Here is a 15,137-nt window from a genome sequence, read left to right on the forward strand (position 1 = left end):
GCGTCATTCAGAGAACCTGCGGTTATCGGATCTGGTTATCCGACATCAGGGCGAGCGAAACCCTCCCATACCGAAGCAATATCTCATCATCGGCCTCAATTTCGCCTGCGGCTTCCGAATGAATATCGACGGCGCGCCGGACGTCGTCCTCGATTTGTTGCCATTTGTGCCTTGCCGCCGAACGTCTGACCCATAGGGCCCTCGTCTCAGACGCCGCTGTCTCTGCCTTTTCTTGAGCGATGCGTGCATCATCAAGCATCTGGCGTCTGGAAGTGACCTCAGCCGCAAGCCGCTCAATGTGAAGGTTGTGATGGTCGAGTGCTGCGCTGGACAAGGTGTCGAGCGACATCAGCTCCTGGTAGAGCGCCGCTTCGGCGCCTGCGCAGTGTTGCCGTGCGATTGCAAGCCCCTGGGAGGCGTTCTGTACGGCTAAGGTGGCCATATGGCGCTGGGCTTCCTTTGTGGACAGCTCCCTAAGGGCACTACGCTCTTGCATTTCCTTCAGAAGCCGTAGCCTCGAAGCGTGAACACGATTCACGCGGTCAGACGCGACATCCATGCTACCGTTTCCTCAAAATCCGACGCCTCGCCTTCGCCCTGGCGCAAAAATTCCCTCAGGTCGCCAATCGAGGCGACAGCCCGGTCAGTTAGGGGATCGCCGCCTTGCTTGTATTCGCCGACGTTGATCAAAAACTCGGACTCGGCGTAGCGCGAGAGGAGATCCCTGAAGAAGGATGCTGCCTTGCTATGTGTCCTGGAAACGACCGCATCCATGACGCGGCTGCGACTCTGCAGCACATCGATGGCGGGGAAATGCGATCGCGCCGCGATAGCGCGTGAGAGGACGACATGGCCGTCGAGAATGCCGCGCGATTCCTCGGCGATTGGATCGCCTGTGCCATCACCTTCGACAAGTACAGTATAGAAGGCCGTGATTGAGCCGCGCTCACCCATGCCGGCACGTTCCAGCAGCCCTGGCAGCATGGCAAAAACGGAAGGAGGAAAGCCCCGCCGGGTCGGCGGCTCGCCCGCAGCAAGACCAATTTCGCGCATGGCGCGGCAGAAGCGCGTCAGCGAGTCCAACATGAGGGCGACGCGTAGCCCTTGTTCGCGAAAGTATTCCGCGAGCGCGGTCGCCATAGGAGCACATTGCGCTCGCTCCACTGCCGAGCGGTCGGAGGTTTCAACGACAACGACCGTACGGCGCAGGCCCTCCTCCCCGAGATGCCGCTCGATGAATTCACGAACCTCACGTCCACGCTCGCCTATGAGCGCGACTATGATAACGTCGGCGGCGGCGCCTTTTACGATCTGCGACAACAACGTCGACTTGCCACAACCAGGCTCGCCGTAAATCCCAATCCGCTGGCCCTCGCCGCATGTGAGGAGACCATCCAGTGCACGGACCCCGAGCGGGAATGGCAGCTCAACCATGCGCCTTGTCATTGGATTGGGCGCCCTGCCGTGCAGCGGACGAGCTTCGGCGGTTTTGACTTCGCCTTTGCCGTCGAGTGGGCGGCAACGGCTGTCAATCACACGGCCAAGCAAATCGGGGCCGACTGGCACTTCACGCATTCGTCCAGTGGACACGACTTCTGCGCGGCTGGACAGGCCCACCAAGTCACCGATCGGCGTGAGCAACACGCCATTGTCCAACAAACCGATCACCTCGGCTTCGAGCGACAGGCCGGTTCGCGTATCCTGCAGCAGACAAAGTTCTCCAATCCGAGTATCTGGCAAGATGGCATGGACCAGTGTACCGACAGCCCGCGTGATCCGTCCGCGCACGACACGCGTGTCGATTCGCTTTGCTGTGGACCTCAAAGACGAGATCGCCGGATCGGGAGCCCGGCTGCCAGCGAGATTATTCTGCTGTGGTACCGGCGTGATCACAGTATGCCTTCTTCAGAATGCGACCCGAAGCCGAGGCTCAGCGCGCGCATCTGTGCATCAAGTCCAAGATCGACATTGCCGTACTCGCTCCACAGCACGCACTGTTGCGGCGACAACGTCGGATCCGGCTCAATCCGAACCCTCGGGCGGCCTTCCCGTCCGTCGCAGCCAGCAAACTCGCGCTCGATCATATCGACTTGCGTGGGACACACATGAAGGCAAACTTCCGCGCCGTTATATTTGCGGTCAATCGCGTGACGAACAGCCCTCACCAACAGCTCGCCCGGATCGAACGCACCCAGAAGATCGCTTAGGATCTCTATCACGAGCTGTGGCAATTCCTGCTCCAGAACCGCCTTTCGTCGCGCAACTTCGGAGACTGCCCGTGCAATCAGCCGCGCCATTTCCTCGGCGCCTGCATTCAAGCCCTCGGTATGGCCGCGCGCCCGTTCACGCTGATAAGCGGCACGTACCCAGTTGCGAACCCGCTGCCGATGCCGTTCTACTGCGTCACGCGCTTCTGCGGCGCTGTACCAGATATCGAGCTCACTCGCTGGTACCAGTGGCCCCACTGGACGCATCTGCGGCGCGACGGGCGCTGCGGAAACATCGGCTGTCATATCACCGGGATCTCCGTCTCAAAATGGGCTACGACAAGCGAAAACAACTTTCCCGAGGCATTGCTGTGTTCGGGCGCTGGGGTCTCGGCGGCGGTCCCGACGGGCAACCGTAGAAGCACGCGGTTGCGCTCAAGCGCTGAACTGTCATTGAGCCAAGCACCAAGGCAGGCATGTCCATCGTGTTCAATTTGCTGTGCGAGTTCTTCCGGATCAGCGATCAAGCTGTTTGCGATCGCATGCGCCAGATGTCGGATGCCAAACGCGTGGGCATCAGCGCCGATATGTCCAACAAGCGCGGTGAGGTGAGGCTTTGAAACAAGCTTCAGCAGCGAACGGGCATGCCAGATACTGCCGGCAAGGAGAGCAGCCCGACGCGGATCATGTCCGCGCAGAAGATCTGGCCCCCAGCCGCTTCCGTTCGAATTCATTTCATTGTCAAGCAGCAATTCTGCCAGTCTTGGCTGCAGCCTGGGACTCTTCTGCAACTGCGCCAATGTCGCAGCGGACAACGCCGGATCAAGACGTGCGGCAAGACGAGTCGGGTGGGCCGAAGCGGCAAGATCGTTCAGGCACACGGAACGCAATTGGAACGACTGATCGCGTTCGGCAGACTGTATCGTTATCGGCATGGGAATCTTACCTACGCCGTATCGCCGATGATCTTTTTGCGAGTGACCGCGACAGCGGAAACACCCGAGGGGCCCTCGACCTTGGATAGTTCGCCCGATGATTGCCTGCGCCGATGCCTGAGAACATTGGCTAAGAGATAGCACGCTACTGCGAATACAGCTGCGGCAACACCCATCACCATCGCCAGAAGTGGCGATGGAACGGACCCAGCTTGGGCCGAAACAGTCGCCGGTACGGACCGTTGCTCCTGTGCGGACCGTTCCACTGGCACCAAAACCACTTCGACCTTTTCGTAGGACAGGCCTTCGATGCTGTCGGCGACGAGCATCTTTATCTTCGGCAGCAGAACTGAGAGATTTGCTTTGGCGTCGTGCCGGATAAAAACCGAGGCCGAGGATGGCGTGCCTCCCGCTCGTAACAGGTCGTTATTGGGCAGAACGACATGAACACGTACTGAGAAGACGCCATCGATATCGCTGATCGTACGCGACAACTCTTCGCTCAGCGCATAGACGTAACGAGCACGCTCCTCGGTCGGCGAGGCAATCAGGCCCGATCCATTGAATATCTCGCCGAGGTTCTTGAAAGACTGGCGCGGCAGCCCCTTGGCATTCAGGAGGTTGATTGAGAAAGCAAGCAGCTTTTCGTCGACCTGGATCGTGCTGGTCCCATCCTTAGCGGCAATCCGGACCGCTTCAACCCCGTTGTCGATCAGAAGCGCGAGCATCTCATTCGCCTCGCGCTCCTGCAATTGCGTGTAGAGATCGACCTTGCAACCACTCAGGGCAAGGAGAAGTGGCAGCACGATAAAATGAAGCAATCGCCGACCAGTCTGGCGACTATGCATGATTTCGCCATGGGCTAAGCCAATCATGCGCGCCGTTCATCCTTCTTTCAATAGTTTGTTCACAGATGAGGTGATGCCGCTGACACCTTTGGAAATAAGAGCAACTTGGGTGGCGCCGTTGTAGAGATCCCGCAGATCAGCAATCATCGATTCGAAATCATGTCCTGCTTGCGGAACGCCCGACATCTGCGCTCCCGCTGCGCCACCTTCGACAGGGAGCTTCTGCGCCGGCCCAGGTAGACCGTCCTTCGCAAGGCCTACCTGGTGGTCAAGCGCGGCAGAAGTAACTGCATTGTCCCGGTACATGGAAGAAATCGTCTGGAGCACGCGGTCGCCCAGCGGGCTAGACTGCGCAGTCGCGCGTTGAACATCCAACTGCGGAGGAACTGGCGCCGATGTCGCTGGCCCCGACGCGGTATCGTTTTTCATCGAGGCGGCCGCCTGCGCTAGCGCGCGCTCAAACTGGGCCTGCTCGCCGAATGAAGGTGACCCGACTCCGGGAAGAGAGTCTGTCAGACTGGCAGAGATCGACGGGACAGGCATCATCATGCAAGGACTCGATTGCTCTTTGACGTGGGATGAGTCCAGCCGGTTGTCACCCGCTGTTGGGTCAACACCTAGAGAGGCGAGCTGACGGCAGGCTGACGAGGGCGTCGTTTAGTCATTTAAAAAGTCACATTGCCGACTTTAGTGACTTGTGAGAGTTTCTGCCTTTGGTTTATCAGGACGAGATGTCAAGAACGCTCATCCGATCCATCATCCTGCACAGCTTGAAGGGACTTCTCTGTGTCGGGTTTTTTCTCTCCACCGGGATCCACGCAACTCTCGGCGTCCCTCTGTCGCTCCCCTCGACACCCTATACGTATACGGTTCTAGATCAGGATCTCTCTGCCGCGTTACAGGAATTCGGCAGCAACCTGAATATCAGGGTCAACATCAGCGCCGAGGTGAAGGGGCGGATTCGCGGGCGTATGCCGGATTTGCCACCGCGCGAGTTCCTCGACCGCTTGACCAAGCTGTACGATCTCCAATGGTACTATGATGGGCTTGTGCTCTATGTATCTGCTGCAAAAGAAGCGCAAACTCGGATGCTTGTGTTGACTTCGATTCGCTTCGATGCGTTCAAGGCGGCTCTCGATGAGCTCAACATCTCCGATGATCGCTATGTCGTGAGACCCGCGCCGGGAAATGGCCTCGTCTTGGTTTCCGGTCCGCCGCGCTTCATCGCGCTCGTGGAGCAGACGTTCAACGGCCTCGTTGCGGAGGCGCAGGCGCGGCCTCACGTCGCGGCGGCGCCGACGAGGGAATCCGTGCTGATATTGTTTCGGGGCTCCTCCACCATGGTCGTCCGCGATGGACGACCGGAAGCCTCTTATTCTTCTGACGTGCCGCAACAGGACGGCGTTGGCGGGAAGCCTGAGCTGAGTCAGAAATGACATCTATGGATACGCCGCAGCTTCCGGAGAAAACACTACCGGCGGCCGCCTCCTGATTATGAATTCTTTTGAATTCGTCAGCTTCTCGAAAGCTGAACCGCTCATGATGAGATTCAGGATCTTCAACGATCGCCGGCGATTGTGCTGGAGTTGAACCCTGGAGCTACTAAGGAGCGGAGCAATTGAAGCGCGGCCAAGGGCAATTTGGTACCCGGCCAATGCTCGGAATTGTCAACGTTCGTGAACACACATTGGCGTCACCCTTGCGGGGATTGCAATTTCACGTCTGAGGAGCCACAAATGTTAATTACTAACGTCAGTAACGCCACTAACGTTTACAACAGCGCGAACCTCCCACAGTACAACAGCCCGAACCCGCAGTCCGCACAGGTCTGGTCGGGCCCGATACCATCTGGGCATACGTTTGACAGGAGGACTCCGGAAAGCACGCCGTCCTTTGATGCGATGATGGCCATTTACATGCTCGAGGACAGGGCCGGTTCCTTCGCGCTCCGGGACCCGCTGCCGCGGAATTTCGAGTCGTCGATGGAAGAGTTTTTCCGGAACCCATTGGAACTGCTGTCGCCGGATGTCGGGGCGTCGTTGGACGAATTGTGCCGGAACCCCTTGAGCCTGCTGCCGCCAAATATGAGGGCAGCAATCGAAGCGATGGATCAGGGCCCGCAGCCCTCTGGGGTCGCCTCCGGTTCCGTCGCGCCGGCGCCCGTAAAAAGCTCGAGAATCACGTGGAACGGCGGCTCGCTGACCGAGCCCGAGTTGCAGATTGTGGCGGTGCTGAACCGTCACAAGGACCAATGCCCGCTCAGTTGGAAATCGTTGGGGGACAAAGCCAATGATCCCTCTACGCCACCGGATCTGAAGGCGGCGATCGAGGGATTGCAGCAGGACCCGGAGCTTTTTTATGCGATCGGCTCGCAGGGCGATGGCCGCTGTGGCGGCAAGATCACGGCGAAGGATTTGTCCGGATTCTCCCGCCATCACTCACAAGTTGCCGAATTTCAGGACCGCCAGGCGCAAAGCTACGCGCAGAACTACATTCCATCCGACAGCGCTGGAAATCCGCAGCCGTCGGTCATGACCTTGAGCGATGCATTGCGCGAGCTTTACCGGTACTCCGAAAACCTGCCCAAGAACCTGAGTCTGGCTGACTTCAAGCAGATCGTCGAAGGCGAAGCGAAAACCGGCAAATGTCCGCCCCAGGTCATTGCGGCTGCTCAGTACTTCGTCAGTCACCCGGATGAGTGGAAGCAGTTGTACGGTGGCGCGATAGACAAGGTCCACAAAGAGGATTTCCTGCAAGTCGCTTCATCGTCGATGAGCCTCACGCGACCCGAGCTGGACACGATCGAAACGATTAAGCACAATCAGGATGCCTTCTTTGGGAGCGGTGTCCTGACTCGTGACAAGCTCGCGAGCATGGCACAAGACAAGAGTCTCGATCCGAAAGTGCAGCAGGCGGCCGCGCAGCTACTCTCAGATCCTTTATTGTTCAGTCTGCTAAACAATTCGATCACAGGCTATAAGACCCACAATAAGTTCTTCGACTTCGGCGGCGGACATACGGTCGACTCTGGTGATGTCAGCAAAAAAGACTTTGCCCGCTTCTACGACGGCATGTCGTCTGCGAACCGCACCGTTCAGCAGCCAAAAACCAGTGTGCCCGAAACCACTGCGGGGCAGGACGCCGCCTCGGACATGATGATGGGCCGGGCGGACCAGCCTGATACCAAATCACCCAAAAAGAACGGCGGGGCTTTCATCCACACGGTCGGCGACGTGCTCAAGGTGGCCGCGCCAGTGCTTGATTGGGCTGCGACGGCGGTGGGTGTATTCAGCTTCGTTCCAGTCCTGGGCCAAGTGGCCGATGCCGTATCGATGACGCTTGCCTGCGAAGCGCAAGCGGCAAATCTTCTCCGTACAGCCATTACCGGAGGCAATATGAAGCAGGCGTTGCAAGAAGCTGGCATCAGTATCGGAGCGCAGGCGGCCAGCCTTGTCGCGGGCCCCGGGGTCAAGCTGGCAATTCGCAACGGGCTCGTGAAACAGGCGATGGAAGAGGCCGTTACGGCCGGGATCAATCTGCCGGTTTCCATGGCGCAAACCTATGCAGATGGCTATTTGAACAACCTGCAAGCACGTCTTGCAGCCGAGCCTGTGCAAGCCGCTGGCGTTTCCAACCAGATCGGCACAATGCCATTATCCCAGAACGTGGCCTGACCAGCGAATGTGCGCTGCCTCCGCGTGCTTCGTCCATTCTATCAACCAGCTGCCGCTCAAGCTTTGCCTACACCAGCAGGTCTGAGCGGCGCTCGGAAGATCGGAAGGTCGCGTCCAGTCCAGAGTCGGTCCAGCTTGGCCCGGCTTATATCCTGCGGCCTTGAAGTGCTTTCACCCTTGGCCGCTGAGAAGGTGAGAACAGCTCGACAGTGGAACCCGGCAGAGGGAATTCTACGCGCCAAAGCAGAGCGAACCAGCAAGGCCCTATGCGATGTGGGTTTTGAGAACGCGTTCTCGATTGCGGCAGAAATTTAAGCGTCGCGACGGCCAGTTCGATCGCGCCGCCGAATAGCCTAGCGAATGCACGCCGCACGCGCCTGGTGTTCGTGCCGGCGAGATAAACAGAGCGATCAGCGCGTCGACGGCCATCGTGCGCCGCTGATAGGCGCGCAGGGCCTTGCTCTTCCATTCCACCGTCTTGTCCTCGCCGGCATCGAGGCGCGCCCGCGAAACCGTGATCTCGGTGATGCCGAAGGTCCCTGTCAGCGTGCGCGTCCGGCGGCCGTGGCGGTGGCCGGTGACACCAGTGGTCTCATCACTGCGCGCCGCCGGCTGCCGGCCATAACGGGGACGGGCAAGCACCGCGTCCAGCTCGGTCTCGAGCATCGTCTCGATGAAGCCGCGCACCCGCTCGCGCAGACCAGCTTCGATCGGATCAAACCAGTTGTCGAAAAGATAGCTCGCCGCCTCATCCTCCGGATGAACGGCTTCCGCATTCACGGTAGTCCTTGTCATGGCGTAGTCTCCTGTCCGGCGCTCTAACGCCGGATGATTCGAGGTTTGACACCCCGGAGACTACGCCAACTCACAATTCCAACCACTCCCGCGACGGCACCCGTCCCGGCTCCAATGGGGCGCTTGGAGTGGGATCCGTCCCGGCTCCGTTCACACTTTCAGCGTGATAGTAGCCGCCGTCTCACCAAGCAAAGTCTTGAGCGCAGCGCCCACACAAGAGCGCCGTAGTTTGGTGAGGGCAGCCTGTTGCCCATCTGGGTTGTCGAAGGTCAATGACCTCGATGAGGCGACGATCGTGCGCCAAATCCGATGGATCCGCAATGTTAGTGCTGGAGCAGGTGCCGGGATCTACGAAGACGAGGGACCTGACATCAGCCATCTTTGCCCGTCGCGAATGTCCTGTATGTGGCAGCTGGTATGGCCGCACGATCACCATTGCTTGGCTTGACAGCCCTATTGTCGAGCAAATCGTGCGGATCGTTAACCATTACCGCCAGATTATGGCGTATCGAACAGCCAAGCGTCTGGTCGAAGGACTTTTCGTTAGGCAAAGGGCTGGAAAACGAGGGACAGACAGGAGGGTCGGCATGGAAGACGATCGCCTCTATTCGCGCTGCGCGGCCGTCGTCTTGGTCAAATAAGTGGATGTTGTAAACGTCGATGCCCATCTCCTTGGCCTGATGGACTGTCTCTGCGCTGAGCCGGCGCGACCCGCTGATAAGGAGATGAAGCGCATCGCGCCGACCGCGACTGGCCCTCTCAAGGAAAACACGCAAACGCTGCCGTTCGGAAGCGCGAAGGCTCTCGAACATTAGTACGGTGGTCTCCTGCCGGATAAGGATCGGTGTCAATGGTTCGACATTCGGCGCGGTGCTTGTGCAGCCACTTACGCTTGCCGTCAGAGCGATCAGGAGACCTGTGATCCGCAACGTCATTCGGCACCGCTATTCGATGATAAAGCCGAGACCGCCCTTGGCGCCTGGCGCGCCGACGCGGTCTCGTGGCGGACTTGCCAACGAATTCGTCAGCGTGGCCCCCCCGTCCAAAGGCTGCCCCATCCGGTCCGTGGGTGCGCTCATCTGGTTGGGGGTCGATCCTGGTCTTACGATGTAAGGCGTAACCAGAATAACCAATTCCGACTCCTCCTTTTGAAATGAGGACGAACGGAACAGGGCGCCAAGGATCGGCACCTCGCCGAGCCAAGGAAAAGCTCTGATGTTATTGCTGACGTTACGCCTGATGAGCCCACCGATTGCAAAGCTCTGCCCGCTGGCGAGTTCGACGACTGTGTCGGCACGGCGCGTGGAAATCGCCGGCACGGAGATACCGTTGATTTGAACGGCACCTTGTGACGTGAGTTCACTGACTTCCGGCTTTACGCGAATGTTGATTTGGTTGTTGTTGAGAACGGTGGGTACGAATTCCAGACTGACGCCGAAGCGACGGAATTCAATCGAGACTTGCCCATTTTCCTGCGGGACAGGAATGGGGAATTCGCCGCCGGCGAGGAAGCTGGCGGTTTCACCGGACATCGCAGTGAGATTCGGCTCAGCCAAGACGGAAGCGATTTGCTCCTTGGCGAGCGCGTCGAGAACCGCGCCGACGCTGATATTGCCATCGTCGAATCCGACTTCTGCTGTACCGCCCCCGTTCGCCGCACCAGAGCCGGCACCTCTGCCGCCGCGTAACAAGCCCACTTTGAAATTGCCGATTTGACCGGCGGCGGACAAGTTAATACCGAGTTCCTTCATGGCGCTACGGGAGACCTCCGCTACGCGCACACTCAGATTGACCTGCAAGGACCCGGCGACCTTGACGTTGTTGACGACCTGCGCACCGTCACCGAGAAATTGCTCAGTGACTCTTTTCGCGGTGTCGACGACCTCGGCATCGGGCGCTGTACCGCTAAGGATTGCGCCGCGCGGCGTGTAGCTGACGTGGATCGGATAGTCGCCGACCTGGTCCCTCAACATGGCGCGCAGGTCCCCGATCGGTTGTGTGACGACAATACGCAACTGGGCAAGAGCCTCCCCGTTGTCGTTCAAGGCGAATAGGCTGGTCTGCCCGGATTTCTTCCCAAAGACGAAGATGGTTTTGTTCGAGGGCGCCTGATAATCTGCGATCGTCGGGTCGGCAACAAAGATGGTCGCGGCTGGCGCAGACAAATGAACTGTCTTGCCGAGCGAAGAGGAAAGGTTCAGCGTGGCGTTGATGCTATTGGAAGCGGCACGCGTCGCCCCATCATCCCCGCTGTTTTGGGCCGTGGCAGAATGTGGAGAGAACAGAATGAGCGCGCAGAGGAGATGGCCCAAGTAGGGGGAAACCGTCGGTCTCGGACCGTCGATGAGGATCGGCTGCCGATTGGCGCCAGGATGGCGAGTTGGAACGATTTTCAAGGCAGTCTTTCTTTCAATTCGACCAACTATGCGGATGCCGCCTCAGTCAATTCAAGAATGTAACCAATGCCGCGCACGGTCTTGATCCGTGGCGTTGCACCCGACCTACACAGGTGTCCACGTAACCGATAGATTCCGACTTCGAGCGCGTTGGCAGATACCTCGTCGTTGAACGAATAGAGGTGATCTTCCAACTGCGCACGCGGCACGATGCGGCCTGCACGGATAAGCAGATGCTCTAGAATACAGAGTTCGCGGCGTGCGATCTTCAGCGGATGACCCGCAACGGAAACCTGTCGGCCGATAGGATCGAAACTGAGATTGCCAAATAAAACGATGGGGTCGGTCACCTGTGTCGACCGGCGCAGAATGGCTCTCATTCTGGCGATGAGCTCATCGGTAGAGACGGGCTTGAGCAGAAAGTCGTCCGCGCCACCGTTGAAAATCGCAATTCGCTTCTCAAGATCGTTGAGGCTACTCATGATGAGGGCAGGAACTGAATGCCCGTCGCTCCTTAGCTGCCTCAGCCAGCCCAAGCCATCACCATCTGGCAGAGCCAACTCCAGCAGGAGAATTTCATAGCTCGCGCAGCAAAAAGCACTCGACGCCTGTTCCAGGGTCCCAACGACATCAACGGCGAAACCGCTATCCCCGAGCGCAGCTCGCACGGCGCGCGTAAGATCCGCATGATGATCAACGAGCAGCGTTCGCATTTCATCTCCTATCAAGGTAGGACAGGCCACCGTCCGCTATGAGACCGGGGCGACAGCAGAAGTCGCGCAACTCGTCGCAGTGTTCGTAACCCTCTTTCCGACGGGTAGTCGCAGGAGCATGCAAGCCGCACGCCTGCAATAGTTGGAGATGGAGCATGTAAAGACCTGTTGACGGGCCGAAACCGCCGGTTGGCCAGCCCAAAATGCCACCAACTCTGCTTACCATTTCTCTGCGCATCGATCCTCCTTCGTACGGCCCCCTGCATTCGTTAAACCAGAGTCGCCTTCCAGAGCCCCATGATTCCATGACTAGGAGGGTTAGCTTTCGAGAAGTGAATTGAGCAAATCGATTGTTCGGATGGTAAGCAATCCATATGACGGATGTATCCGCATACTCACCTCAGGTCGCGCTGCTCGTTCGCACTCTGCCCTACCGGTGGCATGAAGTGTTCGCACCGAAGGGCGGGCCGCCATCAAATTCATCTATGGCCGACATGCTGCGGCTGCCGGTTAATATCGACCTCACCGATCTTTCGGTCGAGGATCGCGGGACGACACTGAAGGGCATCGACAACACGCTGGAGCGACTCAGGTAAGCTCAAAGGATCTGCCGACGCGAGCGGATTGGGAAACATCAGGGGAGGACTGCGACCGCGGTTGCGGGGGAGGCGCGTAGCCGCGCAATGGCCGTGCACATGGCCGGCTGACTAAGGTTGATGCTTCTTGCCGCGACCGTGAGGTTGCGTTCGATCATCAGGGTCGAGCGCAACGAGGAGATTTAGATCGGGGCCTTTGAACGCATCTCGATTCCATCCATAAGGCGGATGCTGGTTATCCCAATAATCAATTTTACCAATCTTACCGGATGCTATTAGAAGGTCCTGAACGAAAGCGCGCCGGGCGGGTGTCTGTCCCCGTGATTGCTCCGTCGACTAAGGCGGCCGGTAAGAATTCGGAGACGAACATGTGCGGGATTGTTGGCATCGTTGGACAACAGCCGGTGTCGGAGCGGTTGATCGACGCTTTGAAACGTCTGGAATATCGCGGCTATGATTCAGCCGGCGTTGCGACGATCACCGAGGGCGCCTTGCACCGCCGGCGCGCTGAGGGCAAGCTCGTCAATTTAGAGACGAGACTGAAGGAAGAGCCGCTGAGCGGCACCATCGGCATCGCCCACACGCGCTGGGCCACCCATGGAGCACCGACGGAACGCAATGCGCACCCGCACTTCACCGACGGTGTGGCCGTCGTCCATAACGGCATCATCGAGAATTTCGCAGAGCTGAAGGACGAATTGGCGGCGGCAGGAGCCGAGTTCCAGACGGACACCGACACCGAGGTCGTCGCGCATCTCTTGGCAAGACACCGCCGGGAGGGCATGAGGGCGCGTGAGGCGATGCACGCCACGCTGAAACGCGTCAGGGGTGCCTACGCGCTTGCCATCCTGTTCGAGGATGATCCGTCGACCATCATGGCGGCGCGCAATGGACCACCGCTGGCGATCGGCCACGGCGACGGCGAGATGTTCCTGGGCTCCGACGCGATCGCGCTTGCTCCCTTTACCAATGAAGTCACCTATCTCATCGACGGCGACTGGGCCGTTATTGGCAAGACGGGCGCCCATATCTTCGATTTCGACGGCCGTCCCGTCGAGCGTCCGCGCCAGACCTCCATGGCTGCGGCCTTTCTGGCCAACAAGGGCAATCATCGCCACTTCATGGAGAAGGAAATCTACGAGCAGCCCGAAGTCATCACCCATGCGCTCGGCCATTATATCAACTTCATAGAGAATCGCGCCGATGCGGTTTCCAGCATCGATTTCGCCAGGATCCCCAGCCTGGCGATCTCTGCCTGCGGCACCGCCTATCTTGCCGGACTGATCGGAAAATACTGGTTCGAGCGCTATGCGCGCCTGCCGGTCGAAATCGACGTTGCGTCCGAATTCCGCTACCGCGAGATCCCGTTGTCGCCGCAGTCGGCGGCTCTTTTCATTTCGCAGTCGGGCGAAACCGCCGATACGCTGGCATCGCTGAGGTACTGCAAGGAGCTTGGGCTGAAAATTGGCGCCGTCGTCAATGTCCGCGAATCGACCATCGCTCGAGAGGCCGATGCAGTCTTTCCGATCCTTGCCGGCCCGGAGATCGGCGTCGCCTCCACCAAGGCTTTCACCTGCCAGTTAGCCGTTCTTGCCGCACTCGCCATCGGCGCCGCCAGGGCCCGCGGAACCATAAGCGAAGATGAGATGCAGGCGCTCGCCGGAAGCCTCGCCGAAATGCCGCGCCTCATGAGCCAGGTACTGAACAGCATCCAGCCGAAGATCGAGATTCTGTCGCGCGAACTGTCAAAGTGTCATGACGTCCTGTATCTCGGCCGTGGCACCAGTTTCCCACTGGCGATGGAAGGTGCGCTGAAGCTCAAGGAGATTTCCTACATCCACGCCGAGGGCTATGCGGCAGGTGAATTGAAGCATGGTCCGATCGCATTGATAGACGAGAACATGCCAGTGATCGTCATCGCCCCGCATGATCGCTTTTTCGACAAGACTGTCTCCAATATGCAGGAAGTGGCCGCCCGTGGAGGACGGATTATCCTCATCACCGACGAAAAAGGAGCAGCCGCATCGAAACTCGACACGACGGACACGATCGTGCTACCGACCGCCGACGAGATCATCGCGCCGATGATCTTCTCACTGCCGATACAGCTTCTTGCCTACCACACGGCGGTCTTCATGGGCACAGATGTCGACCAGCCGCGCAATCTCGCAAAATCAGTCACCGTCGAATGATTGTGACGCTTTCATAGGTGGCAACGCTCGTCCATCGGAAGACGCCAACACCTTCGTGTACGTCGCAGCACCCGCGCGAAGGAACGTGATGAACGGCATCCGCCAATTCCAACCAGACCGAGTGACCGGTCATGTTCCCGCTCGGATCTTCCCGCAGGACACGCGTGGCAAGGCCGTCCAACTCTCATCCCTGCGGACGCAGAGGCTTTTGATCCCGCAACAGAAATGGAATGAAAGAACGACATGCAACGGCGCAATTTAATTAAAGGATTCATAGCATTGGGGGCATGCGCAATCTGCGCGCGGGCAGGTATTGCCAACGAAGGCGTCCATTGGAGTTATGGTGGGAAAAACGGTCCGGAGCACTGGGGCGCGCTCGATGGCGCCAACGCCGCGTGCTCGGCCGGGGCGCAGCAGTCGCCGCTGAACCTGACGGGCGCCATCAACGCGGATATCCCGCAAATCGGCATCGACTGGAAGGCAGGCGGCGGCACGGTCGTCAATAACGGCCACACGATCCAAATCAACGTGCCGGAAGGCAGCACGCTCGCCCGGGGCGGCAAGACCTACGATTTGCTGCAATTTCATTTCCACGCGCCGAGCGAACATCTGGTGGAAGGAAAGACCTTCCCCATGGAGGTGCATTTCGTCCATAAGAATCGCGAAAGCGGAGCGCTTGGCGTGCTGGGCGTGTTCATGACACCAGGTGCGAAGAACGAGACGTTTGCAAGCCTCGCCGCGGTTTTCCCGACGGAGACTGGCGGCAAAGCCTCGGTCGGGA

At 58.9% G+C, this 15,137-nt stretch carries 14 protein-coding genes and 2 pseudogenes; 5 read left to right on the forward strand and 11 right to left on the reverse strand.

All coding sequences use genetic code 11. The features are described from left to right. Positions 1 to 22: 22 nt before the first annotated feature. The 6 genes from G6N73_RS24485 to G6N73_RS24510 are packed head-to-tail and all read right to left on the reverse strand — an operon-like array spanning position 23 to position 4,539. On the reverse strand, positions 23 to 559 hold the full coding sequence (locus tag G6N73_RS24485) for a hypothetical protein (RefSeq protein ID WP_165032400.1): 537 nt from the start codon (positions 557 to 559) through the stop codon (positions 23 to 25). Next, positions 535 to 1,893, reverse strand: a complete 1,359-nt coding sequence (gene sctN, locus G6N73_RS24490) for a type III secretion system ATPase SctN (protein WP_008838447.1) — start codon at positions 1,891 to 1,893, stop codon at positions 535 to 537. The genes G6N73_RS24485 and sctN overlap by 25 nt, the downstream gene beginning before the upstream one ends. After that, positions 1,890 to 2,513: a type III secretion system stator protein SctL gene (sctL, locus tag G6N73_RS24495; RefSeq protein ID WP_165032401.1), complete on the reverse strand. Its 624-nt coding sequence runs from the start codon at positions 2,511 to 2,513 to the stop codon at positions 1,890 to 1,892. Before sctL ends, sctN begins: the two co-directional genes overlap by 4 nt. Beyond that, positions 2,510 to 3,142 (reverse strand): nodulation protein NolU, encoded by a 633-nt coding sequence (locus G6N73_RS24500; RefSeq protein ID WP_165032403.1) that lies wholly within the window; start codon positions 3,140 to 3,142, stop codon positions 2,510 to 2,512. Before G6N73_RS24500 ends, sctL begins: the two co-directional genes overlap by 4 nt. 11 nt (positions 3,143 to 3,153) lie before the next feature. Further along, on the reverse strand, positions 3,154 to 4,017 hold the full coding sequence (gene sctJ, locus G6N73_RS24505) for a type III secretion system inner membrane ring lipoprotein SctJ (RefSeq protein ID WP_165032405.1): 864 nt from the start codon (positions 4,015 to 4,017) through the stop codon (positions 3,154 to 3,156). A gap of 9 nt (positions 4,018 to 4,026) precedes the next feature. Continuing rightward, positions 4,027 to 4,539, reverse strand: a complete 513-nt coding sequence (locus tag G6N73_RS24510; protein WP_165032407.1) for a nodulation protein NolB — start codon at positions 4,537 to 4,539, stop codon at positions 4,027 to 4,029. Between the two features lie 182 nt (positions 4,540 to 4,721). On the opposite strand from G6N73_RS24510, the gene G6N73_RS24515 reads away from it, so the two are divergent. Continuing rightward, on the forward strand, positions 4,722 to 5,426 hold the full coding sequence (locus G6N73_RS24515) for a secretin N-terminal domain-containing protein (protein WP_165032409.1): 705 nt from the start codon (positions 4,722 to 4,724) through the stop codon (positions 5,424 to 5,426). A gap of 465 nt (positions 5,427 to 5,891) precedes the next feature. Next, a complete protein-coding gene (locus tag G6N73_RS24520; RefSeq protein ID WP_246252532.1) occupies positions 5,892 to 7,664 on the forward strand; it encodes an HrpF/NolX family T3SS translocon protein in 1,773 nt (590 codons plus the stop codon). A 334-nt stretch (positions 7,665 to 7,998) separates the two neighbouring features. Here G6N73_RS24520 and G6N73_RS24525 read toward each other — a convergent pair. The 4 genes and pseudogenes from G6N73_RS24525 to G6N73_RS24540 form a co-directional block, all read right to left on the reverse strand. After that, positions 7,999 to 8,459: pseudogene (locus G6N73_RS24525) on the reverse strand (transposase); the annotation flags it as partial. A gap of 371 nt (positions 8,460 to 8,830) precedes the next feature. Then, complete coding sequence (locus G6N73_RS24530; RefSeq protein WP_165032415.1) at positions 8,831 to 9,394, reverse strand: CpaD family pilus assembly lipoprotein; 564 nt, start codon at positions 9,392 to 9,394, stop codon at positions 8,831 to 8,833. A 9-nt stretch (positions 9,395 to 9,403) separates the two neighbouring features. Continuing rightward, entirely contained in the window at positions 9,404 to 10,855 is a 1,452-nt protein-coding gene (locus tag G6N73_RS24535; protein WP_165032417.1) for a type II and III secretion system protein family protein, read from the reverse strand. A gap of 26 nt (positions 10,856 to 10,881) precedes the next feature. Further along, positions 10,882 to 11,568: a response regulator gene (locus tag G6N73_RS24540; RefSeq protein ID WP_008838458.1), complete on the reverse strand. Its 687-nt coding sequence runs from the start codon at positions 11,566 to 11,568 to the stop codon at positions 10,882 to 10,884. 374 nt (positions 11,569 to 11,942) lie between these two features. Between G6N73_RS24540 and G6N73_RS24545 the strand changes: the two genes are divergently transcribed. Further along, positions 11,943 to 12,164: a hypothetical protein gene (locus tag G6N73_RS24545; protein WP_165032419.1), complete on the forward strand. Its 222-nt coding sequence runs from the start codon at positions 11,943 to 11,945 to the stop codon at positions 12,162 to 12,164. A gap of 71 nt (positions 12,165 to 12,235) precedes the next feature. On the opposite strand, the pseudogene G6N73_RS38700 reads toward G6N73_RS24545, so the two are convergent. Beyond that, positions 12,236 to 12,416, reverse strand: a pseudogene (locus G6N73_RS38700) (hypothetical protein); the annotation flags it as partial. A gap of 116 nt (positions 12,417 to 12,532) precedes the next feature. On the opposite strand from G6N73_RS38700, the gene glmS reads away from it, so the two are divergent. Together glmS and G6N73_RS24560 are read left to right on the forward strand one after the other, a co-directional pair. Then, positions 12,533 to 14,356, forward strand: coding sequence for a glutamine--fructose-6-phosphate transaminase (isomerizing) (gene glmS / locus G6N73_RS24555; RefSeq protein WP_165032421.1), 1,824 nt, complete (start codon positions 12,533 to 12,535; stop codon positions 14,354 to 14,356). 243 nt (positions 14,357 to 14,599) lie between these two features. Further along, on the forward strand, positions 14,600 to 15,137 hold a 538-nt coding region (locus G6N73_RS24560; protein WP_246252526.1), incomplete at its 3' end, for a carbonic anhydrase.

It is taken from the genome of Allomesorhizobium camelthorni (genome assembly GCF_011045125.1).
Lineage (GTDB): Bacteria > Pseudomonadota > Alphaproteobacteria > Rhizobiales > Rhizobiaceae > Allomesorhizobium > Allomesorhizobium camelthorni.